Source organism: Hanstruepera flava (genome assembly GCF_023634025.1).
In the GTDB taxonomy this organism is placed as follows: Bacteria; Bacteroidota; Bacteroidia; order Flavobacteriales; family Flavobacteriaceae; genus Hanstruepera; species Hanstruepera flava.
Map to the genome: position 1 here is coordinate 998,124 of NZ_JALJCW010000001.1, position 22,084 is coordinate 1,020,207.

The following is a 22,084-nucleotide window of genomic DNA, read 5'->3' on the forward strand; positions in this document are numbered from 1 at the left end:
TTCGCTTTTTCTATTGCAGAGTTCCTATCATTATTTAATAATGATTCCCAAATAGAACTATTTTTTTGAGAAAATATAAAATTCGAAAAAACTAAAAATAGAGCGGTAAAAATTATCCTTTTTTGAAAAAAATGATGGTAAAAAATCATAGAAAATTGAGAAGATTAAATTGAAGTATTAAACTAGGGTTACAATAAAAAGGGTTGAATATAGCTAATTTTTATAAATAGATTTATTATTTTTCCTTCCAAATCGATAAAAATTGTAAACACCCTTAAAAAAGTACCCCAACCTTCTAGACAGAAAAATGAAAGTTGTTTTATTAGCTTAATATTCATATGTAACAATCTCAAATAACGTTCCATCAACTTTAAATTTTCTTCTAACCAAAGGGTAATTATTCTCATTATATTCATACTCATATGTATATAATGTTGAAAACACACCTGTTCCAACTTCCTTTTGCACTTCAATTTGATTGTTAACTTGACTACCTAACCAATCCCATGATACATTGGCATCTACTTGAGGAAATACATTTCTAAAGGCATTATTCTTATTATCATATTTAAATTTTCTCGATGCATTTGCGCCAAGTCTATTCAAAGCAATTACATTACCCATACTATCATAACCGTATAAAGTTGTTGAGGTAAATATACCACCTGCCCCGATCCAAAGAGCCTCATCTATTTGTCCAGAAGAATTATAATAAAAATGAAAAAAATCAGCGTCATCGTCAGTTCTAGACTGTAGCATCTTACCTTCTGCATTATAGGTAATATACGTCAAATAGTTAGGTTCTCCTGATTCAGTTGTTTCATAACTAACTAATTCCCCATCTAAATAATTATATTGAATAGTAGTTCCAAAATCTGTAGTTATTTTTGAAATTAGGTTTCCAGAATATTCAAAATTTACAGTCCTAGTGTCAGCATAGCCCCCTCCCTCAATGGTATATTTTGAAGGTTTTATAATATTTTGATTGGCATCAGAATTATCATCATCTGATGAACAAGACAAAATCAAAAAACCGTATAACAAGCCTAAAAATAAAGTTGCTGTTTTTACTTGTAGTTTCGGTTTTAAATAGTGCAAAATATTTTCAAATTTCATAGATTTTTTACGTTTTAAAGTCTTCAACTAATATAACTAAAATAAAGAATAGGCTAAATACATGCCCATACGCATTTATACATTTCTTCGATGAAAACATAAATTTGAATATCGGAAAATTATAAAATAGACTTTCTAGAAACAGCCCTAAAACAAAAAAGCATCCCAATCTTCTAGACAGAAAAAAGGAAAGCTTTCCATTGGAATACCCAACATAATTGGATATCTCCTACATCCTGACTGTTACGCCAGGAACAACACAACTATTATTAATTGCCAAAAAAAGCTCCAATTAGTGGAGCTTTAGCAATTTTGCGGTCTGGACGGGACTCGAACCCGCGACCTTCGCCGTGACAGGGCGACATTCTAACCAACTGAACTACCAGACCGTTGCTTTATTGCGGATGCAAATATACACGGCTTTTTTTATAAGTCAAACCTTTTTTGAAAATATTTTAATGTTTTTTACAAAAACTTTTGTCGCTCTATCATATACGTCGTCAGTATATTATTAAAGTCCTTATTAATATCAGCCTCCACATATTTAATTTTATACTGTATACACTTTAGCTTTATGGCATCAAAATAACTCGATACTGCCTTCTCGTAATTGTCTTGTATATTCTCGGCATATAAATCCATATGCTCCCCAGTTTCCACATCAACAAAACGTTTGGGCGCATTACTAAAATCAAATTCCAATTCACGTTTTTTATCAAACACATGAAAAAGAATAACCTCATGCTTGTTGTATTTTAAATGCCTTAAAGCTTGAAACAACTCCTCATCGTCTGCTGTGGTTTGAAACATATCTGTAAAAAAGAAAATCAATGATCTCCGTTTTATTTTTTCGGCTATTTGGTGCAAATAAGTGTACGTATCTGTAAGTGTATTTTTAGGTTTAGAAACCACCATATCACTTAATTGGTGTAATAACATTTGGTGATGTCTCTCACTACCTTTTTCAGGAGAATAGTAATCATATTTATCACTATAAATGCTCAACCCTACAGCGTCGCGTTGTTTTTTTAAAATTTGCATTAATGCCGCAGATGCCAGAGCCGCAAACGCTATTTTGTTTAAACTGCTTAAGCTAAAATTTGAGAGTTCGGGATAATGCATGGAACTACTATTGTCTATTATCAAGTGGCAGCGTAAATTGGTTTCTTCGTCATAACGTTTGGTGTATAACCTGTCTGTTTTTGCGAACAACTTCCAATCTATATGCTTGGTACTTTCGCCCTGATTGTAAATTTTATGTTCCGCAAATTCAGATGAAAAACCATGAAACGGACTTTTGTGCATACCAGCAATAAAGCCTTCAACCACTTGTTTGGCCAAAAGTTCCAGGTTTTTAAATCCGCCTGCTTTATTAAGCTCTAATTGCAAATCCATAGAAGACTAAACTAAAAAAGGTTTGCCGTATGGACAAACCTTTTATCATTTCTTTTGCAAAGTATTTTATAAAAGTGAATCTATTGCTTCAGTATAAGCACTTTTTTGAGCCACACCTACTTGACGCCCTACTACTTCTCCGTTTTGGAACACTAAAACTGTAGGTATATTTCTTACACCATATTTAGCAGCAAATTCTTGATTGGCATCAACATCTACTTTACCTACTACAGCTTTTCCTTCATACTCATTACTAATTTCATCAATGATTGGCCCAACCATTCTACATGGTCCGCACCAAGCTGCCCAAAAATCAACCATTACTGGTTTGTCACTTTTTAATACTGTTTCTTCAAACGTTGCATCTGTTATTTCTAATGCCATAATCTTATTTTTAAATCTGTTTTACTTCTATTTAATATGCAATATTAGTCAAAAATTTTGCCAAAGCTTACAACCTGACAATTTGTTATTGTTATACTATCATTGTTTTGGACTATTATTCTTTTTATTCTCAATGAAATGTATTTCTTTTTTTTCTAAACTAATTATTTTCTCTCTTATTTCTTTTATGTCTTCATCAGTCAAAACACCCAAGTTATTACCGCCATACTCCACATTTGGTATATCTAGTTCACATTCCTTCCATACCCTATTCGTGATTCTCTCTTCATAGAGTTGAGGGTAATCATTAACTTCATAATTCGCTCCGTTAAATTTTGAAGAAGTAATAAAATTCTTAAATATCACATTATTAAAACTTGCTCCTCGAAAATCACAACCTCCCATTAGCTTTAATCTAGAAAAATCAATGTTGCTAACTTGAGCCAACAAAAAATTTGCTGAAAGAATTGAGCTGTTATTAAGTGAAAGATTATTCACTAGAGAGGCTGAAAAATCCACTTCATGAAAATCTATCCCTTCACATTTTAAATTTTCTATATCACATTCTAAAAATATAGTTTGTGAAATATTAGAGTTATTGAAATTGGTATTCTTTATTTCACAATAATGAAAAATAGTATTATATAAATCTGAAAAACCTAATTCTACATCTAATAATTTAGAGGTTTTCAAAACAGAATTACTAATGTTACCATAACTCAAATCAGATTCATTTAAATTCGGCAAATAACACGAAGACAAATTACCTTTTTTAAAATTACAATTTGTCAAGTCAAGACCAAGTAAATTAGTATAACTTATATTGCATGATAAATGGCAATAAATCCCTTGATTAGAGTTCTTTTTAAACAGATAATTAATTATTGTTTGAATAGCTTTATGATTAATATCATTGGCTTTTTTTGAGTAAATATCAGCACTAGTTTTGATATAACTACATAAAATATTAAAAACAACTTCCGAATAATCAACTTTATTTTCTTTTGCAATCTGATGTAATTCAGAAATTCCCCCTAAAATTACAGGTTCTTTCTCACTCCCTAAATGCTCGATAGCATTCTTAAATCTTTCATCCGTTTGAGCCTTTCTTGATAATTCTAGCTGTTTGTTCTGATTCTCGATTGATTGGGCTTGCTTTTCAACTCCTCTTTCCATAGCTCTCGCACGTCGGTAAGAGATATACAAGCCAAAAGTTATTGCTATGGCTCCAACAATACTTAAAATAATTTTAAATAATTCTCCTCTAGCATTTTCATCTGCCGGAAAGAGATAAGTCGAAAATGCTTCAAAACTAGTTTTCAAGAATTGACAGTAAAATGAGTCAATTGCTATCAGAATAACAGTAACTAATACTAAAAATGAGAATATAAAAACCTTTTTCTTCATTCTAAATCAATTCAACCTGTATAACACATCATGACTTTCTAGTTCTTCCAATAATTCCTGTGAAATTTTTACTTTTTGTTTTCTGCTTGGCATATTTAATTTTATTTGGTCTTCATTATCATAAATCACAAAGCTAAGTGCATTGTCTCCTTTATGTAAGCTGAACAATTCTTTTAATTTTTGTATACGTTGCTCTTGAAGATCAGCAATATTCAGTTGCACTGAAAGCTTTTTGGCATAGGTATCCATAACATCATGCAATAACTGGAAACTGTTAAATTGCAATCGTGGATCACTTTTCTTACCTGTTTCTCTATTGGTCCAACCTTCGCGAACAAACACCTTTACATATACAAATGAATTTTTAAGCAGGAAATGTCTAAACTTTAAATATTCCTCTCCAAAAATCCTGAATTCAAAACTATCTGTATAATCTTCAATCGTAAATAAAGCCCAGCCTTTCCCTTGCTTACTCACGCGATGTTGCACATCGGTTACTACGCCTCCAAAAGTCAATTCACGATTTACGTACTGCTCTAAATTATTAAATAAAGCTATGTTGGCATTGCAAAAGGTATTCATCTCAATTCTAAAATCATCCAATGGGTGACCTGAAATATAAATGCCTACCACTTCTTTTTCGCGCGCCAATTTTTCCATAGTTCCCCATTCTTCACAAGGTGGCACTTCAGGTTCCGCAATTTGAACATCACTGCTCTCACCAAATAAACTCACTTGAGCCGAGTTTTCATTTTCTTGATGTTTGGCACCATACTTTATGGCTTTTTCCAAAAAAGTAATACCATCGCCATCATCATGAAAATACTGAGCACGATGGGTGTTTTCAAAACAATCAAAACCACCAGCCAATGCCAAATTCTCAAAGGCTTTTTTATTTGCTGCCCGTAAATCAATGCGCTTGGCAAAATCGAATATGGACTTATAACGACCATCTTCCTTTCTATTAGCTACAATGGTTTTTACAGCTCCATGACCAACCCCTTTTATGGCACCCATTCCAAAACGTACCGCATTGTCTTGGTTTACCGAGAACTTATAATAACTCTCGTTAATATCTGGACCCAGAACATCCAATCGCATGCGTTTGCATTCTTCCATAAAGAACGTTACTTGCTTAATATCGTTCATGTTATTGGACAGTACGGCTGCCATATATTCAGCTGGATAATGCGCTTTTAAATAGGCCGTTTGATAAGCAATCCATGCATAACAAGTAGAATGCGATTTATTAAAAGCATAACTCGCAAAGGCTTCCCAATCTTTCCAAATTTTTTCTAAAACATCTCGTGGATGACCATTTGCTTCTCCACCATCAAGAAATTTGGGTTTTAATTTTTCTAGTAAGGCAAATATTTTTTTACCCATAGCTTTACGAAGGACATCGGCTTCACCTTTTGTAAAACTTGCCAGTTTTTGCGACAGCAACATAACTTGCTCTTGATAAACTGTAATACCATAGGTTTCTTTAAGGTATTCTTCCATAGCTGGCAAATCGTAAACAATCTCTTCCCGACCATGCTTACGTGCAATAAAACTAGGTATGTACTCCATTGGTCCAGGACGATACAACGCGTTCATGGCAATTAAATCGTCAAACACAGTAGGCTTTAAATCCTTCATGTGTTTTTGCATACCAGGTGATTCGTATTGGAAAATCCCTACTGTTTCTCCACGCTGAAACAATTTGTAGGTTTCTTCATCATCTAAAGGAAAATTGTCAGGATCTAATGTAATGCCGTGTTTGGCTTTAACAATTTTAACTGTATCTTTTATTAAGGTCAACGTTTTTAACCCTAAAAAATCCATTTTCAATAACCCTGCATCTTCCACAACCGAGTTATCAAACTGGGTAACATATAAATCTGAATCTTTTGCTGTAGCTACAGGCACGAAATTAGTAATATCGTCTGGCGTGATAATTACACCACAAGCATGAATACCTGTATTTCTTACCGAGCCTTCAAGAATTCTGGCTTGATTAACGGTTTCGGCTTCTAAATCTTCACCATCTGAAATATTAAGTAGTTGATTGACCTTTTCTAAATCTTCAGCCCTAAATTTCTTGCTTAATTCTTTTTCTTCCATGCCAAAAATCTTACCTAATTTGGACATAGTTGGAATTAATTTAGCAATCCTATCGGCATCAAAAAGTGGTAAATCCAAAACTCGAGCTGTATCACGAATAGAGGATTTAGCAGCCATGGTTCCGTAAGTGATAATTTGAGCAACCTGATTACTGCCATATTTATCAATTACATAATCCATAACGCGACCACGACCTTCATCATCAAAATCAATATCAATATCGGGCATACTTACACGATCTGGATTCAAAAACCGCTCAAACAGTAAATCATATTTAATGGGATCGATATTAGTAATCCATAAGCAATACGCTACAACCGAACCAGCTGCTGAACCACGGCCTGGGCCAACCGACACATCCATTTTTCTGGCTTCACGAATAAAGTCTTCAACAATTAAGAAGTAACCTGGATAACCTGTTTTTTCAATAACATCCAACTCAAAATCAAGACGTTCTTTTATACCATCGGTTATTTCACCATACCTTTTTTTAGCACCTTCAAAAGTTAAGTGTCTTAAAAAAGCATTTTCCCCTCGCTTACCACCATCTGTTTCATCATCTGGATGTTTAAATTCGTCAGGAATATCAAATTTTGGAAGTAAGACTTCACGAGCCAACTCATAGGCTTCAATTTTGTTTACAACTTCTTGAATATTACTTATAGCTTCTGGAATATCTTTAAACAGTTCCTTCATGTTTTCTGAAGACTTAAAATAATACTCCTGATTTGGCAAACCATAACGATAGCCTCGCCCTCGACCAATTGGCGTGGCTTGTTTTTCACCATCTTTAACACATAATAAAATATCATGTGCATTGGCATCTTCTTTATCTACATAATAGGTGTTGTTCGTGGCTACAAGCTTAACATCATGTTTTTTGGAAAACTCAATTAAAACTTGGTTAACACGATTTTCATCTTCTTGATTATGACGCATAATCTCGATGTACAAATCGTCGCCAAATTCTTGTTTCCACCATAGCAAAGCTTCTTCAGCTTGATTTTCGCCAACGTTTAAAACTTTACTTGGCACTTCACCATACAAGTTTCCAGTGAGTACCAATACATCGTCTTTATATTGCTTTATTAGCTTTTTATCAATTCTGGGAACATAGTAAAACCCTTCAGTGTAAGCTATAGACGACAATTTCGCCAAATTGTGATAACCTTGCTTTGTTTTAGCAATTAAAACCACTTGATAACCATTATCTTTTCTGGATTTGTCTAAATGATTTTCACAAACAAAAAATTCGCAACCAATAATCGGTTTAATTTTTTGGGCAATTGCAGGCTCACCATTTTCTTGAGCCGCTTTATTCTTTTCTTCAACCGATTTGTTATGGTTGTTTATTTGCTTAACAAAGTGAAAAGCACCCATCATGTTGGCATGATCGGTTAGGGCAACAGCAGGCATGTTGTGTTTAGCGGCTGCAGACACCAAATTCGGGATGCTTATAGTTGATTGTAATATTGAAAATTGCGAATGGTTATGCAAGTGAACAAAATCTAAATCTTGAAGCTCGGATATGTTGGCTTTTATTTCATCTTGCGAAATATCATCAGTTTGATCTTGCTGTAAACGTTCACGTATTTTGGCACTAGCTTTTTGTAGGTTGATGTGCTTTAAGCCTATTAATTGAATCTCTTGAGGATTGGCTTCTGAAAAACGTTCGAAATAATCTGGTTGAACATCAAGTTGCTCTTTGGTGTATTCTTCACGTCTTACCAGTTCTAGAAAGCAACGTGTTGTAGCCTCCACATCGGCAGTGGCATTATGGGCTTCTGCAAATGGCTCGCTGAACAAAAACTCATGAAGTTCGGTTAAGGTTGGCAACTTAAATTTACCACCGCGACCACCTGGTATTTTACATAACTCTGCCGTATGTTCGGTACAGGTATCTAAAACAGGACGTTCTTGCAACTGATTAGCTATATCAGCTCTTACAAATTCGGCTCCCATGATATTTAAGTCGAATCCAACATTTTGACCCACTACAAATTTAGTTTGGTCAAGGGCCTTATTAAACTTTTCTAAAACCTCTACCAAAGGCACGCCTTGTTCTTCGGCGAGTTCAGTTGAGATTCCATGTATTTTTTCGGCATCAAAAGGAATATTAAACCCATCAGGTTTTACCAAATAATCTTGATGGTCTATGCAGTTACCCATCTCATCATGCAACTGCCAAGCAATTTGAATACAACGAGGCCAGTTATCTGTATCGGTTATTGGAGCATCCCAACGCTTTGGCAAACCTGTAGTTTCGGTGTCAAAAATTAAATACATGCAGAAAATTTATATGTTGAATGACTATCGTTTAAAAAATATAAACGAGCTCATAAAAATACATAGAATTAACAGGTTTTTAAAGTGAAGTTATGAACAGTTTTAAACAAAAAAGCGCAACTTTTTAAGTTGCGCTTTACTTTCTATTTTAACAAGAATTACGACACCAATTCTTCATGAACTTTTTCTGTGTTAATTGCTGCTTGAATAGCATTTTTTTGCTTAATTAACAGCGAATCTATACTTGGTGGTAAGGTTCTATCCTTAAGAATATCTTTATACTCTTCCAGACTGGCTTCTTCACCTTTAATAGCCTCTTCCAAAATGGCTTCTTCATCGTTTGATGAGAATAACGATTTAAGACTCATCCAATTTCTATGCATGGTTCCCTTAAAACTTCCTGAATCTTCAGGAATTTCGCCGTAACGTAAAATTTCAGTTCGTAATTCTTTGGCAAACTGACTACGTTCAGATGCACGTCTTTTAAAGAAAATCTTTAAGTCTGGTGAATCTACATTCTCCATAGCATTTAGATAGCCTTTCTCGGCATCATAATTTTTGATTAATAATTCGTTTAACTTGTTTGAAATTTCTTCTGAATACTTCATAATCTTTCTAGTCATTTAAATTTCAATAAATTCTTTATAGATGCGTATTGTTTCACATCTGCATTAACAGTATAAGAGAAATGAGGCCTCATGTCAAGTTTGACAGAGTTTAATTTCAAAATTTTAATAGTCTTTAACAACAAACGCGGCCAATTGGCCGCGTTTGTTAAATATTTTAAGAGAATGTATTTATTGGCAATCGCCCAAACTATCAATAATACTTTGGATGCTTCCATTGGGATCTCCGCACGCAGCTAACTGCTCTTCCAATGCCAGTTTATAAGCATTACACAAGTCGGTATAATCTGGCATGGTATCATCGGTTTGATTAAAAGCATTTTCTGCATTTGCTGCTTGTTGGGTTGCCTGCAAACAACTTCCTTGATTATCCATTATAAATAAGCCACCAACATTTGGCACATCAAATAAAACACCTTGAGAAAAGTTTACATAGCGCAAACCATCTGATGAATAGGCATTAAACCAAAACTTACCTGATATTTGCTTCGGATCATCATTGGAAATATCTTCTATAATAATTTCTCCGTCTGCTGGATAAACAGACAAACTTGGGTCTGGCATGTTTGCAGTGGAATAAATAATGCCATTAGCATCTTTAAAAATAGCCACGCTTGAATTATCGCCTCCTAATTGAAATGTTCCCCTGGTATCGTTATCGGTAAATAATTGTACCGTTTCAAAGTTATTACTTCCTTCTATTAAAAATCCACCATAGTCAATATCAGCAGCATAGGTTACAGAGCGCCAAAACTCACCATTTTTTTTTGCTTGAATGGCTGGAGAATTAAACCTTATTTCTTCACCACAACTAAAAACCGTACAAACAGTTATTATCAAAACAATTAATCTTTTCATAATATTTATAGATTGAGTGCTTCAAAAATAGAATAAAAAAACAAAGAATAAGAATTATATATAAATATTTAGAATTCAAAAAAATATAGTATCTTTGCACACTTATTAATAATCGAGGTCGAGAACCTCACTAATTAATTTTTATGTCAGTTAAAATTAGATTACAGAGACACGGTAAAAAAGGAAAACCTTATTACTGGATCGTTGCAGCAGATGCACGAGCAAAGAGAGATGGTAAATACCTAGAAAAAATTGGTGCTTACAATCCAAACACAAATCCAGCAACTATTGAACTAGATGTTGATGGTGCTGTAAAATGGTTACAGGATGGTGCACAGCCAACCGATACAGCAAGAGCCATTTTATCTTACAAAGGTGCTTTATTAAAAAACCACCTTGCAGGAGGAGTTAGAAAAGGCGCTTTAACAGAAGAACAAGCTGAAGAGAAATTTAACGCTTGGCTAGAAGAAAAAGCTAGTAAGGTTGAAGCTAAATCTGAAGGTTTAGCAAAAGCTGAAGCCGAAGCTAAAGCTAAAGCTTTAGAGGCTGAAAAAGCTGCAAACGAAGCACGTATTGCTGCCAATACTCCAGTAGTTGAGGAAGCTGAAGAAGCAACTGAAGAAACTGCAGAAGTTGAAGCCGAAGCTTCTAACGAAGAAGAATAAAATATTTTATTTTATACCTTTGAACCCAGACCGAATAGTCTGGGTTTTTTATTTTGTTTTTATCAGAAACGACTATGAAAAAAGACGATTGTTTTTATCTCGGTAAAATTGTAAAAAAATACAGTTTTAAAGGCGAACTGCTCATCAAACTAGATACAGACGAACCCGATTTATATGAAAATTTAGATGCGTTGTTTGTTGACCTACGGAATAATTTGGTGCCTTTTTTTATCGAATCCTCTCAACTACATAAATCAGATTTACTACGTGTTAAATTTGAAGATGTTGATACCGAAGGTGATGCCGATGCACTTTTAAAAAGCGACATTTATCTCCCTCTTGAGTTTTTACCCAAGTTAGAAGGCGATAAATTTTATTTTCATGAAATAATAGGTTTCCAAGTTATTGATAAAAACCATGGCTCAATTGGGATTGTAAAATCTGTTAACGATTCAACCGCTCAAGCTTTATTTGAAATAGACCACAACGGTATTGAAATTTTAATACCCATGAATGATGAGTTTATTGTAAAGCTAGACAAAACAAAAAAAGAAATTATAGTTGACACACCCGAAGGCTTAATTGATTTATATTTAGAATAGAATAACGTCTCGTCATTCCAATGAACAAACCTTTTAAATTTAAAGAATTTACAGTCCATCAAGACCGTTGTGCTATGAAAATAGGAACTGATTCCGTTTTACTAGGCTCGTGGGCAACTTTAAAGCATAATCCTTTTTCTATTTTAGATATTGGTGCCGGAACAGGTGTTTTGTCGCTTATCCTTGCACAACGCAGTCAAGCCGAAGTCATAGACGCACTTGAAATTGATGATGCAGCTTACGAACAATGTGTGGAGAATTTTGAAAGCTCTCTTTGGGGAGACCGTTTGTTTTGTTACCATGCTTCACTTCAAGAATTTACCGAAGAGATTGATGACAAGTACGACCTTATTATTTCTAACCCACCTTTTTATTCTGAAAATTACAAATCTGAAAACAACGAACGAGATTTAGCACGCTTTCAAGATGCCATGCCTTTTGAACATTTGCTATACTCTGTATCTCAATTATTGTCGGAACAAGGTGTTTTTTCTGTTGTTATTCCCTATAAAGAAGAGAATACTTTTATAGAATTAGCCAAAGAAATACATTTATTCCCTAATAGAATATTACAAGTTAAAGGTTCTACGACTACAGAAACAAAAAGAAGTTTGATCGAATTTTCTTTCCTTCCAAAAGAACTAAAAAAAGAATTCCTAACTATAGAAACGAGTAGACATCAATACACTCCGGAATACATAAAATTGACTAAAGATTTCTATCTAAAAATGTAGCATTTTGTTACATTTGCTATCCAAACAAACTTAATACAAATGAAGCCAGATTTATTTGAAGCGCCAGATTATTATAATCTAGACGAACTTTTAACTGAAGAACACAAATTAGTACGTGATGCGGCCAGAGAATGGGTAAAGCGCGATGTATCTCCAATAATTGAAGACTATGCCCAAAAAGCAGAATTCCCGGAACAGATAATTAGTGGTCTTGCAGAAATTGGTGCCTTTGGTCCGTACATTCCTGTAGAGTATGGAGGTGCTGGGTTAGACCAAATTTCATACGGTTTAATCATGCAAGAGATTGAACGCGGTGATTCGGGAGTAAGAAGTACAGCCTCGGTACAGTCGTCATTAGTAATGTACCCTATTTGGAAGTATGGTAATGAAGAACAACGTCAAAAATATTTACCAAAATTGGCTTCTGGAGAATGGATGGGCTGTTTTGGATTAACCGAACCTGACCATGGAAGTAATCCTGGTGGCATGGTAACCAATTTTAAAGATATGGGAGACCACTATCTTTTAAACGGTGCCAAAATGTGGATTAGTAATGCTCCTTTTGCTCAAGTAGCAGTTGTTTGGGCCAAAAATGAAGAAGGTCGTATTCACGGTTTAATTGTAGAACGTGGCATGGAAGGTTTTTCAACTCCTGAAACACACAACAAATGGTCTTTGCGCGCAAGTGCTACAGGTGAGTTAATTTTTGACAACGTAAAAGTTCCTAAAGAAAACTTGCTACCAAACAAATCTGGATTAGGCGCACCTCTTGGATGTTTAGATTCTGCACGTTATGGTATTGCTTGGGGAGCTATTGGAGCAGCTATGGATTGTTACGATACTGCTTTACGTTATAGCAAAGAGCGTATTCAGTTTGGGAAACCAATTGGTCAATTTCAATTACAACAAAAGAAATTAGCCGAAATGATAACCGAAATTACAAAAGCACAATTACTAACTTGGCGTTTAGGTGTGTTGCGAAATGAGGGTAAAGCCACATCAGCACAAATTTCTATGGCAAAGCGTAACAATGTAGACATGGCCATCAATATTGCTCGTGAAGCAAGGCAAATGTTAGGTGGCATGGGTATTACTGGTGAATACAGTATTATGCGCCATTCTATGAATTTAGAAAGCGTCATTACTTATGAAGGCACGCACGATATTCATTTACTGATTACCGGTCTAGATATTACGGGTTTGAATGCTTTTAAATAGTAAAGTCTAAAAACATTATAAAGCGAATCATTGTGGTTCGCTTTTTTTATGGACTTTTGTTTACATTTACTATATGTTTTCCAGTAAAAAACGATTAGACAAAGCGTATAAAGAATCAACTATTATCAATTTTGATGATTCGAGTAAGTTTATTCTTTTTAGCGATTGCCATAGAGGAGATAATAGCTTTGCTGACGATTTTGCCAATAATCGAAATATCTACTTTCATGCTCTAAAACACTATTATACTGAAGGGTTTACATATTGCGAACTTGGTGATGGCGACGAACTTTGGGAAAACCTGACATTCAAGTCTATTTTTGAAGCCCATAAAAATGTCTTCCTCCTGCTTAAATCTTTTCATAAAGCCGATAGATTACATATGCTTTATGGTAATCATGATATGGTTTATAAAGACCAGAATTATGTTAAAAAACATCTATCAACATATTTTGAACCTATTTCGGGAAAAGATGAAGAACTCTTTTCAAACATCATTTATCATGAAGGCTTGGTTCTGAAACATAAAGAAACTAATCAGGAGTTATTTTTAACCCATGGACATCAAGGTGATTGGTGGAACTATACCTTTTGGAAGTGGAGCCGCTTTATGGTTCGTGTACTTTGGAAACCTTTAAATGTTATGGGAATTGCAGATCCTACAAGTCCTGCTAAAAACTATAAGGAATTAATTAAGGTTGAACGCCGAATAAAGAAATGGATTATCAATAACAATAATCTAATTACTATAGTAGGTCACACTCATAGGCCTCGATTCCCTGAACCTGGTGACATTGCCTTTTTTAATGATGGCAGTTGCGTTCACCCAAGAAGCATTACAGGAATTGAAATTGAAAATGGCAAGATTTCATTAATTAAATGGCAAATTGCCACCACAGATGATGGTACTCTAAAAATTGTAAGAGTACTTTTAGAAGGACCACATAAGCTGATAGATTATAAAACTGAATAAAAAGCTTCCTATTAAGATTCCTGACATGTAGAAGCTTATCAACTCTCTGGAGCTAACTCCACTTCTAATCCATCAAGTTCAGGAGTAATTTGAATTTGACAACCCAGACGCGAATTATCTTTAACATAAAAAGCTTCAGATAGCATAGCTTCTTCGTCGTCTTGCATTTCAGGCAACTCATGATCAGAATTTACATAACATTGACATGATGCGCACATAGCCATTCCACCACAAATACCAATTGTGCCTTCAGGTGCCAGTTCATAAGAGCGAACGACCTCCATAAGATTCATTGCCATATCAGTTGGTGCTAAAACATCATGAGCAACTCCATCTCTATCTGTAATTTTAAGATTAATATCTTGTTCCATGCTATTCTATTGCTTTAACAACAGCTTTAGGCGCTTCTTTTCTACTACCATCAAAACCATCAACACCAGCAACTGTAGTATATTTTAAAACATAACGTTTTCCTGGGTTTATAATTTGATAGGCTGCTTGGCACATTAAGGTCGCTTCATGAAAACCACATAAAATGAGCTTTAGCTTCCCTGGATAAGTGTTTACATCACCAATAGCAAATATACCGGGAATATTAGTTTGATAATCCAATGCGTTATTTACTTTAATGGCATTTTTTTCAATTTCCAATCCCCAATTGGCAATTGGACCTAATTTAGGAGATAACCCAAATAACGGCACAAAATGATCACATTCAATTTCAAATTCTCTAGGAATGTGCTCTGCTTGCGAAACCACAACAGCTTTAACATGATGATCACCAACTATTCCTGTTACTTCGGCTGGTGTTATTAGGTTTATTTTTCCTTGGTTTTTTAATTCTTGAACTTTTTCAACAGAGTCTAAATGACCACGGAATTCATTCCGCCTGTGAATGAGTGTAACTTCACTAGCAATCTCACTTAAAAAAATACTCCAATCTAAAGCAGAATCACCACCTCCAGCAATAACCACTTTTTTATCACGATACATTTCAGGTTCTTTAATCATATACTCTACACCCTTATCTTCAAAAGCCACAATATTATGAATTAAAGGTTTGCGTGGTTCAAAACTACCTAAACCTCCTGCAATAGCAACTACTGGTGCATGATGCTTTGTGCCTTTGTTGGTTGTAACAATAAAGCTACCATCTTCTTGTTTTTCAATAGTATCAGCACGTTCGCCTAAAGTAAATCCAGGTTCAAACTGTTTGCATTGCTCGAGCAATTTATCGGTTAAATCTCCTGCTAGAATTTCAGGGTAAGCAGGAATATCATAAATAGGTTTTTTTGGATATATTTCTGAACACTGACCGCCAGGCTGCGGCAAGGCATCAATTAAATGACATTTCAACTTTAGTAATCCGGCTTCAAAAACTGTAAACAGACCTGTTGGGCCTGCTCCAATTATAAGAATATCTGTTTTAATCATGTATCGAAAATTAAAAAAACAAAGTTATTATTAAGATAGGATTTTAAATGTGACAAAAGTCACATAACTTAAAATATTACACTTCAATATTAATAACTTGTTCTATTTGAGGCGCATATTTTTTGATAGTCATCTCTACGCCAGACTTTAAAGTCATTTGATTTACACTACAGCCAACACAAGCCCCTTGTAGCTGCACTTTAACCAGTTTATCATCTTCTATTGCCAGTAGCGAAATATCGCCACCGTCGCTTTGCAGGAATGGTCTGATTTCGTCTAGTGCCTTTTCAATATTTAGTTTGAGTTCTTCTGTTGTCATAGCCTATTATTTAACTGCTGAACATCCAGCCATAGTGGTTATTTTTATTGCTTCGGTTGGTGGTAAATTATCATTTCTTCTAACCACCTCCTGAACTACATTTTTAGTAAGCATATCGAAAGCTTGTTCTAGTACCGTAGCAGTTTGTAATGCTGCAGGACGTCCAATATCGCCAGCTTCGCGTATGCTTTGCACCAATGGTAACTGACCTAAAAATGGAACTTGTAAATCTTCGGCTAAATTTTTAGCGCCTTCCTTCCCAAAAATATAATATTTATTTTCTGGTAATTCTTCTGGGGTGAAATAAGCCATGTTTTCAACAATTCCTAAAACCGGAACGCTTATGCTATCTTGTTGGAACATTGCCACTCCTTTTTTAGCATCGGCCAAAGCTACGTTTTGAGGCGTACTAACTACAACGGCACCAGTAATTGGTAAGGATTGCATAATGCTCAAATGAATATCACCTGTTCCAGGAGGTAAATCAATTAACAAGAAATCCAATTCACCCCAAGCGGCATCAAAAATCATTTGGTTTAAGGCTTTAGCCGCCATTGGGCCACGCCAAACAACAGCTTGGTTTGGTTGCGTAAAAAAACCTATAGACAATACCTTGACACCGTAATTCTCAATGGGCTTCATTTTTGACTTCCCATCTACATTAACCGCTAGAGGTTTTTCTTTTTCCACATCAAACATAATAGGTACTGATGGTCCATAAATATCAGCATCTAAAATGCCCACTTTAAAGCCCATTTTAGATAACGTTACAGCCAAGTTAGCGGTAACGGTAGACTTCCCTACGCCACCTTTTCCAGAAGCTACAGCTATAATATTTTGAATACCTGGAATAGGCTTACCTTTTATAACATTTGAAGCAGGCTTTGCTGGCGCTTCAACTTTTACATTAACAGTTATTTTTGCCTTTTCGTATACCTTATCATGAATAGTTTTCATGATATCAACCTCGGTTTTCTTTTTGGCTTGAAGACTTGGGTTAGAGATTGTAATATCTACAATAACCTCATCACCAAAAGTTACCACATTTTTTAAAGCTCCACTTTCCACCATATTTTGCCCTTCCCCAGGAACTGTTATGGTTTCTAAAGCTTTGTATATATCTTGTTTCTTTAATTTCACAGAATTCTAATTTAGATTTATTCTAAAATGCAAATATACAGTGAATTGTTTAGATTTTGAAACGGTTTGATTGAAATGATTGATGTACGGATTGGCTTAAATTATAATGCTTATTTTGTTAGTAGATCTTTAGCTGGATCCCAAAACACCGAATCAAAATTTTGAATTTGATTATCTACAACAATTACACCTTCACTTTCCAATAATTGCTGCATAAGGTTGGTGCCATCAAAATGGTGTTTCCCAGTTAACAAACCTTTTCTGTTAACAACACGATGTGCGGGAACATCTTTGCCAGTAGAGCCATTCATAGCGTAACCAACCATACGTGCACTTTTTGCTGCACCTAAATACTTGGCAATAGTACCATAACTTGTTACACGTCCATAAGGGATTAGTTTTGCAACCTCGTAAACTTTATCGAAGAAATTAAGTGTTTCTTGCTTCATTACATTTCTTTTAAAATACTTATTAATGTAATGATGGCTATCACACCCGTTATGGTGCCAATTATATAATTCATGGTTTTTTGGGAGGTCTCTCTTTTACTATTTATTTTATCAAAAAAGAATATATAAACATATAAATTAACAAACGATCCCATAGCTGCTCCTGCTACATAGGTGGATATTCCTGACTGATCAAAATTTAACCATCCAAATGATGCGAATGTAATGGTCATATACGCTTGAAATGGAATGGGAAACATATTTATACTTGATAGAAACATGCCTTGAAAAAACCGACTACTTTTACTTTTAGATTCTAAATCTGTTTCAGGTGCATTCTGTTTTTTGGCAATAAGCAAGTAATACACAGATATTAGCACAAATATTACAAACGCAACACGCTGCAAAGCATCAATAACGTCAGGATGCTTGCTTAAATATCTTGCAAAAACAGTAGCTACAAGCGTTTGAATAGCAAAAACAAAAGCGGCACCAATAGAAAACATAATACCACGATTATATCCTTCTTTTAAGCTAATTTTAGCCGCTGTCATATTCAGTAATCCCGGAGGTATAGCTGAAGAGAAAGATACTGCCATAGCAATAAAAAAAAGTAATGTTAAACTCAATTGGCTTTTATTTTGAACTTAATATACGTAATTGGTTTGTTTTGCTCTAAATACTGACTCTCATAAAAGGTCTGAATACTTGTAACTTCTTCTGGGCTGCCTTCTTGTTTATACACATTATGATTGGCATATAATACCTCATGGCCTTCACCATGTAACAGTCCAAGCGTGTAACCGTGCATAAATTCACTATCTGTTTTTAAATTAACAACACCTTCCGGCTTTAAAACCTTCTTGTACTTCTTTAAAAATTCAGAATTGGTCATTCTGTGTTTCGTTCGCTTGTACTTAATTTGAGGATCAGGAAATGTTATCCAAATTTCATCAACTTCATTTTTTCCAAAGGCATAATCTATAAGCTCTATTTGTATTCTTAAAAAAGCAACATTTTCAATAGTATTCTCAATTGCTGTTTTTGCACCTCTCCAAAAACGGGCACCTTTAATATCAATTCCTATAAAATTTTTGTTAGGATATTTTTGGGCCAATGCAACGGCATACTCTCCCTTTCCACAACCCAATTCTAAAACTAGCGGATTATCATTCATAAAGAAATCTGAATTCCAACGACCTTTGTAGTTAAAATTTTTAGTAACCAGTTCTTCCCTAGTTGGCTGAATGACATTCTTAAAGGTTTCATTTTCCTTAAACCGCTTTAATTTATTTTTACTTCCCACAGGATATTTAATGATTTAAAAATATTTTGGTAAAATTACGTAAATATGTGAAAGAACTTATATACTTACCTTTGTTTTATGAGCTCAAAAAAACGGATATTAGTTGCTCCCTTAAATTGGGGGCTAGGCCATGCTACACGATGCATACCCATAATTCATGCCTTGAAGAAACAAGGATTCTCACCTATAATAGCAAGTGATGGTGCGGCCTTACAACTGTTAAAAAAAGAGTTTCCAGAACTGATTAGCCTAGAATTGCCATCGTATAATATTGAATACTCAAAAAAAGGAAAAGATTTTAAACTTAAGTTAATAAAAGGTTCTCCCAGAATTATTAAAACTATTAAAGCTGAAAAGAAAGTTGTTAAGCAACTCATTGAACAATATAACATTTCGGGTATTATATCTGACAACAGGTTTGGTGTCTATAACAAATCTGTGCCTTCAATTTTTATTACCCATCAGCTTAAGGTTTTAAGTGGGAGTACAACCTGGTTTAGCACCAAATTACATGAAAAAATAATTAAAAAATTCAATGAGTGTTGGGTACCCGATCAAAAAGGTAAATTAAACTTAAGTGGTGAATTAGGCCATGTAGATTCAACAATAATTAAAACCAAATATATTGGTCCGTTAAGTCGATTTGAGAAAAAGGTTTTACCAAAAAAATACGATTTAATGGTTTTGCTTTCAGGGCCGGAACCCCAACGTTCACTTCTTGAAACAAAGCTTTTAAAGCTACTTAAGGACTATAATGGAACCGTATTATTTGTTAGAGGAGTTGTTGAAGCGGCTATTACTGAAGAAAAACAGGGTTTAATTAAAATTATCAATTATTTAACCACAAATGAACTAGAACAGGCTTTCAATACAAGTGATTTAATTCTTTCACGTTCTGGATACACCACATTGATGGATTTAGCTAAATTAGATAAAAGAGCATTTTTTATTCCGACTCCAGGCCAGTTTGAACAAGAATATTTAGCCGAAAGACTCCATAAGTTAAACATTGCTCCCTGTTGCAATCAAGACGATTTTACTTTAGAAAAACTTAACTTTATCAATGATTTTAAAGGCTTAAGTAATTTTGAATATGAATTGAATTACAAAAAACTATTCAGCCTTTTCTAAACTAAAGGAAAACTCACTACCAACACCCACCTCGCTTTCAATATAAATACGCTCATCATGGGCTTCAATAATATGTTTTACAATAGATAGACCCAATCCTGAACCCCCTTCTTTTCTTGAACCACTCTTATCAACGCGATAGAAGCGTTCAAAAATACGCTTTAAATGCTCTTTAGCAATACCTTCCCCATTATCAGTGACCCTAACGATAACCTTGTTTTTTATAAGGTTTTCTATACTAATTTCAGTAGTACCTTTTTCGCTTCCGTATTTAATTGAGTTTACAATTAAATTAGTGAGAACTTGTTGAATACGCTCACGATCTGCATTGACCATAATGGGTTTGCTGTAAACCATATCAAAAGTTAAGGTTATTTTCTTTTTTGCTGCTTTCATTTCAAGTAGGTCAAAAACATTTTGTACTAGTTCTACAATATCAAAATGTTCTTTATTTAAACTTAAATCACCAACCTCTAGTTTGGTAATCATGTCTAAATCTTTCACAATATAAATAAGCCGTTCAACACCTTTATTAGCCCTTTCTAAATAACGCTTTCTAATTTTTTTGTCATCAATGGCACCATCAATTAATGTCAGCAAATACCCTTGAACAGTAAAAAGTGGTGTTTTTAATTCATGGGAAACATTGCCCAAAAACTCTTTACGATATTCTTCCCTAACCTTTAATGTTTCAATTTCTAATTTTTTATCCTTGGCAAACTTATCAATCTCCTTGGTTAAGGTTGCCATGTCTGTAGTTATAGGGTGTTTGGTAAGTGATGTGGATTCCAATAAGGTTAAATCATCATATATTTTTTTTACCCGTCTATATATAAAACGCTCTACTCTATATTGAATGATAATGAAGGCCATTAACCCAAAGGGAATAACAAATAGTAATATATACCAGCTAGAGCCACTTGTAACATATAAAAAAACACTCGTTAGGAGTGTTAAAAGTATGGTTAAGTACAGCGATGTTTTAATCGCAAACTTGTACGTTTTTTTTATTTTCTGCATTAATCTACAAACTTATAACCTACACCTTTTACGGTTTTAAAAGAATCATCTCCAATTTTTTCGCGAAGTTTTCTAATATGAACATCTATTGTTCTACCACCAACTACCACTTCATTTCCCCAAACATTGTCAAGAATTTCTTCTCTTTTAAAAACTTTTCCTGGTTTTGATGCCAATAAAGATAATAATTCAAACTCTTTTCTAGGTAAAATAATTTCTTCGCCTTTAAGCGTTATCTTATATTCATCTCTATCTATTACTAAAGCGCCTATTTTCACTATGGAATCAGAAGACTCTTCTTCTTTTAAGCGGCGTAACAAGGCTTTAACTTTACTAACTAATACTTTGGGTTTAATTGGTTTTGTTATGTAATCGTCTGCACCTGCATCAAAGCCAGCAACTTGAGAATAATCTTCTCCTCTAGCGGTTAAAAAAGTAATTATGGTTTCGTTTAATTCTGGAATTTTTCTGATTTGCTCACAAGCTTCAATACCATCCATTTCAGGCATCATAACATCTAGTATTATTAACTGCGGCTTTTCCTTTTTGGCTTTTTTTACTGCTTGTACACCATTTTCAGCAGTTAAAACATTATAGCCTTCAGCCGACAAATTATAACCTACAATCTCTAAAATATCTGGCTCATCATCTACCAATAATATTTTAATGTCCTTTTTCTTCATTGTTAATTATTGTTCTAAACAGTCAAAGATAAAATTTAATAAAAACATAATACATGTATTGAGAAACAAATAACATTAAGGTAACATTAGACACTTGTTTCTATAATTCTTAAAACATTATTTCATGGCTAGTCAACACCTTATTTCATAAAATACTATTAAGCTTATCGTTAAGTAAACTTCATGTTATCTTATTGTAAAAAAGCATTTTAATAAGCTACCGCATCAAAAA

General features: G+C 34.2%; 22 protein-coding genes and 1 tRNA gene. 6 read left to right on the plus strand and 17 right to left on the minus strand.

The genetic code is table 11. From position 1 onward, the window contains the following. Positions 1 to 327: 327 nt before the first annotated feature. From MTX13_RS04735 to MTX13_RS04770, 8 genes are all read right to left on the minus strand, one after another. Positions 328 to 1,116, minus strand: a complete 789-nt coding sequence (locus MTX13_RS04735; RefSeq protein WP_250433233.1) for a hypothetical protein — start codon at positions 1,114 to 1,116, stop codon at positions 328 to 330. 315 nt (positions 1,117 to 1,431) lie between these two features. After that, positions 1,432 to 1,505 (minus strand) — tRNA-Asp (locus tag MTX13_RS04740). Between the two features lie 76 nt (positions 1,506 to 1,581). Then, the gene (locus MTX13_RS04745; protein ID WP_250433234.1) at positions 1,582 to 2,511 is read right to left on the minus strand and encodes a DUF58 domain-containing protein; all 930 of its coding nucleotides are present in this window, start codon (positions 2,509 to 2,511) and stop codon (positions 1,582 to 1,584) included. Positions 2,512 to 2,577: 66 nt separating this feature from the next. Next, positions 2,578 to 2,895 carry a thioredoxin gene (gene trxA, locus MTX13_RS04750; RefSeq protein WP_103050957.1) on the minus strand — a complete coding sequence of 106 codons (318 nt, stop codon included), beginning with the start codon at positions 2,893 to 2,895 and terminating at the stop codon, positions 2,578 to 2,580. Positions 2,896 to 2,994: 99 nt separating this feature from the next. Continuing rightward, positions 2,995 to 4,302: a pentapeptide repeat-containing protein gene (locus MTX13_RS04755; protein ID WP_250433235.1), complete on the minus strand. Its 1,308-nt coding sequence runs from the start codon at positions 4,300 to 4,302 to the stop codon at positions 2,995 to 2,997. Between the two features lie 6 nt (positions 4,303 to 4,308). Beyond that, positions 4,309 to 8,694 carry a DNA polymerase III subunit alpha gene (gene dnaE / locus MTX13_RS04760; protein ID WP_250433236.1) on the minus strand — a complete coding sequence of 1,462 codons (4,386 nt, stop codon included), beginning with the start codon at positions 8,692 to 8,694 and terminating at the stop codon, positions 4,309 to 4,311. A 158-nt stretch (positions 8,695 to 8,852) separates the two neighbouring features. After that, entirely contained in the window at positions 8,853 to 9,302 is a 450-nt protein-coding gene (locus MTX13_RS04765) for a ferritin-like domain-containing protein (RefSeq protein ID WP_250433866.1), read from the minus strand. Between the two features lie 189 nt (positions 9,303 to 9,491). Next, on the minus strand, positions 9,492 to 10,178 hold the full coding sequence (locus tag MTX13_RS04770; RefSeq protein ID WP_250433237.1) for a DUF6252 family protein: 687 nt from the start codon (positions 10,176 to 10,178) through the stop codon (positions 9,492 to 9,494). Positions 10,179 to 10,321: 143 nt separating this feature from the next. On the opposite strand from MTX13_RS04770, the gene MTX13_RS04775 reads away from it, so the two are divergent. From MTX13_RS04775 to MTX13_RS04795, 5 genes are all read left to right on the plus strand, one after another. Continuing rightward, on the plus strand, positions 10,322 to 10,843 hold the full coding sequence (locus MTX13_RS04775; protein WP_250433238.1) for a 30S ribosomal protein S16: 522 nt from the start codon (positions 10,322 to 10,324) through the stop codon (positions 10,841 to 10,843). A gap of 74 nt (positions 10,844 to 10,917) precedes the next feature. After that, a complete protein-coding gene (gene rimM, locus MTX13_RS04780; RefSeq protein ID WP_250433239.1) occupies positions 10,918 to 11,445 on the plus strand; it encodes a ribosome maturation factor RimM in 528 nt (175 codons plus the stop codon). A gap of 20 nt (positions 11,446 to 11,465) precedes the next feature. Continuing rightward, complete coding sequence (locus MTX13_RS04785; RefSeq protein WP_250433240.1) at positions 11,466 to 12,179, plus strand: tRNA1(Val) (adenine(37)-N6)-methyltransferase; 714 nt, start codon at positions 11,466 to 11,468, stop codon at positions 12,177 to 12,179. Positions 12,180 to 12,218: 39 nt separating this feature from the next. After that, the gene (locus MTX13_RS04790; RefSeq protein ID WP_250433241.1) at positions 12,219 to 13,397 is read left to right on the plus strand and encodes an acyl-CoA dehydrogenase family protein; all 1,179 of its coding nucleotides are present in this window, start codon (positions 12,219 to 12,221) and stop codon (positions 13,395 to 13,397) included. Positions 13,398 to 13,470: 73 nt separating this feature from the next. Then, positions 13,471 to 14,370, plus strand: coding sequence for a metallophosphoesterase family protein (locus MTX13_RS04795; RefSeq protein WP_250433242.1), 900 nt, complete (start codon positions 13,471 to 13,473; stop codon positions 14,368 to 14,370). 38 nt (positions 14,371 to 14,408) lie between these two features. Here MTX13_RS04795 and MTX13_RS04800 read toward each other — a convergent pair whose 3' ends face one another. From MTX13_RS04800 to trmB, 7 genes are all read right to left on the minus strand, one after another. Continuing rightward, complete coding sequence (locus MTX13_RS04800) at positions 14,409 to 14,741, minus strand: 2Fe-2S iron-sulfur cluster-binding family protein (RefSeq protein ID WP_250433243.1); 333 nt, start codon at positions 14,739 to 14,741, stop codon at positions 14,409 to 14,411. 1 nt (position 14,742) lies between these two features. Then, positions 14,743 to 15,804 carry an NAD(P)/FAD-dependent oxidoreductase gene (locus MTX13_RS04805; protein WP_250433244.1) on the minus strand — a complete coding sequence of 354 codons (1,062 nt, stop codon included), beginning with the start codon at positions 15,802 to 15,804 and terminating at the stop codon, positions 14,743 to 14,745. A gap of 76 nt (positions 15,805 to 15,880) precedes the next feature. Further along, complete coding sequence (locus tag MTX13_RS04810) at positions 15,881 to 16,123, minus strand: NifU family protein (protein WP_250433245.1); 243 nt, start codon at positions 16,121 to 16,123, stop codon at positions 15,881 to 15,883. 6 nt (positions 16,124 to 16,129) lie between these two features. Continuing rightward, complete coding sequence (locus tag MTX13_RS04815; RefSeq protein ID WP_250433246.1) at positions 16,130 to 17,263, minus strand: Mrp/NBP35 family ATP-binding protein; 1,134 nt, start codon at positions 17,261 to 17,263, stop codon at positions 16,130 to 16,132. Positions 17,264 to 17,373: 110 nt separating this feature from the next. Continuing rightward, entirely contained in the window at positions 17,374 to 17,712 is a 339-nt protein-coding gene (locus tag MTX13_RS04820; RefSeq protein ID WP_250433247.1) for an MGMT family protein, read from the minus strand. Further along, positions 17,712 to 18,341, minus strand: a complete 630-nt coding sequence (locus MTX13_RS04825) for a LysE family translocator (RefSeq protein ID WP_250433248.1) — start codon at positions 18,339 to 18,341, stop codon at positions 17,712 to 17,714. The genes MTX13_RS04820 and MTX13_RS04825 overlap by 1 nt, the downstream gene beginning before the upstream one ends. Beyond that, entirely contained in the window at positions 18,338 to 19,018 is a 681-nt protein-coding gene (gene trmB, locus MTX13_RS04830) for a tRNA (guanosine(46)-N7)-methyltransferase TrmB (protein WP_250433249.1), read from the minus strand. Before trmB ends, MTX13_RS04825 begins: the two co-directional genes overlap by 4 nt. Positions 19,019 to 19,096: 78 nt before the next feature. Between trmB and MTX13_RS04835 the strand changes: the two genes are divergently transcribed. After that, positions 19,097 to 20,149 carry a glycosyltransferase gene (locus MTX13_RS04835; protein WP_250433250.1) on the plus strand — a complete coding sequence of 351 codons (1,053 nt, stop codon included), beginning with the start codon at positions 19,097 to 19,099 and terminating at the stop codon, positions 20,147 to 20,149. On the opposite strand, the gene MTX13_RS04840 is transcribed toward MTX13_RS04835, so the two are convergent. Together MTX13_RS04840 and MTX13_RS04845 are read right to left on the minus strand one after the other, a co-directional pair. After that, the gene (locus MTX13_RS04840) at positions 20,132 to 21,169 is read right to left on the minus strand and encodes a sensor histidine kinase (protein ID WP_250433251.1); all 1,038 of its coding nucleotides are present in this window, start codon (positions 21,167 to 21,169) and stop codon (positions 20,132 to 20,134) included. The genes MTX13_RS04835 and MTX13_RS04840 overlap by 18 nt on opposite strands. Continuing rightward, complete coding sequence (locus tag MTX13_RS04845) at positions 21,169 to 21,852, minus strand: response regulator transcription factor (protein WP_250433252.1); 684 nt, start codon at positions 21,850 to 21,852, stop codon at positions 21,169 to 21,171. Before MTX13_RS04845 ends, MTX13_RS04840 begins: the two co-directional genes overlap by 1 nt. Between the last annotated feature and the right edge of the window lie 232 nt (positions 21,853 to 22,084).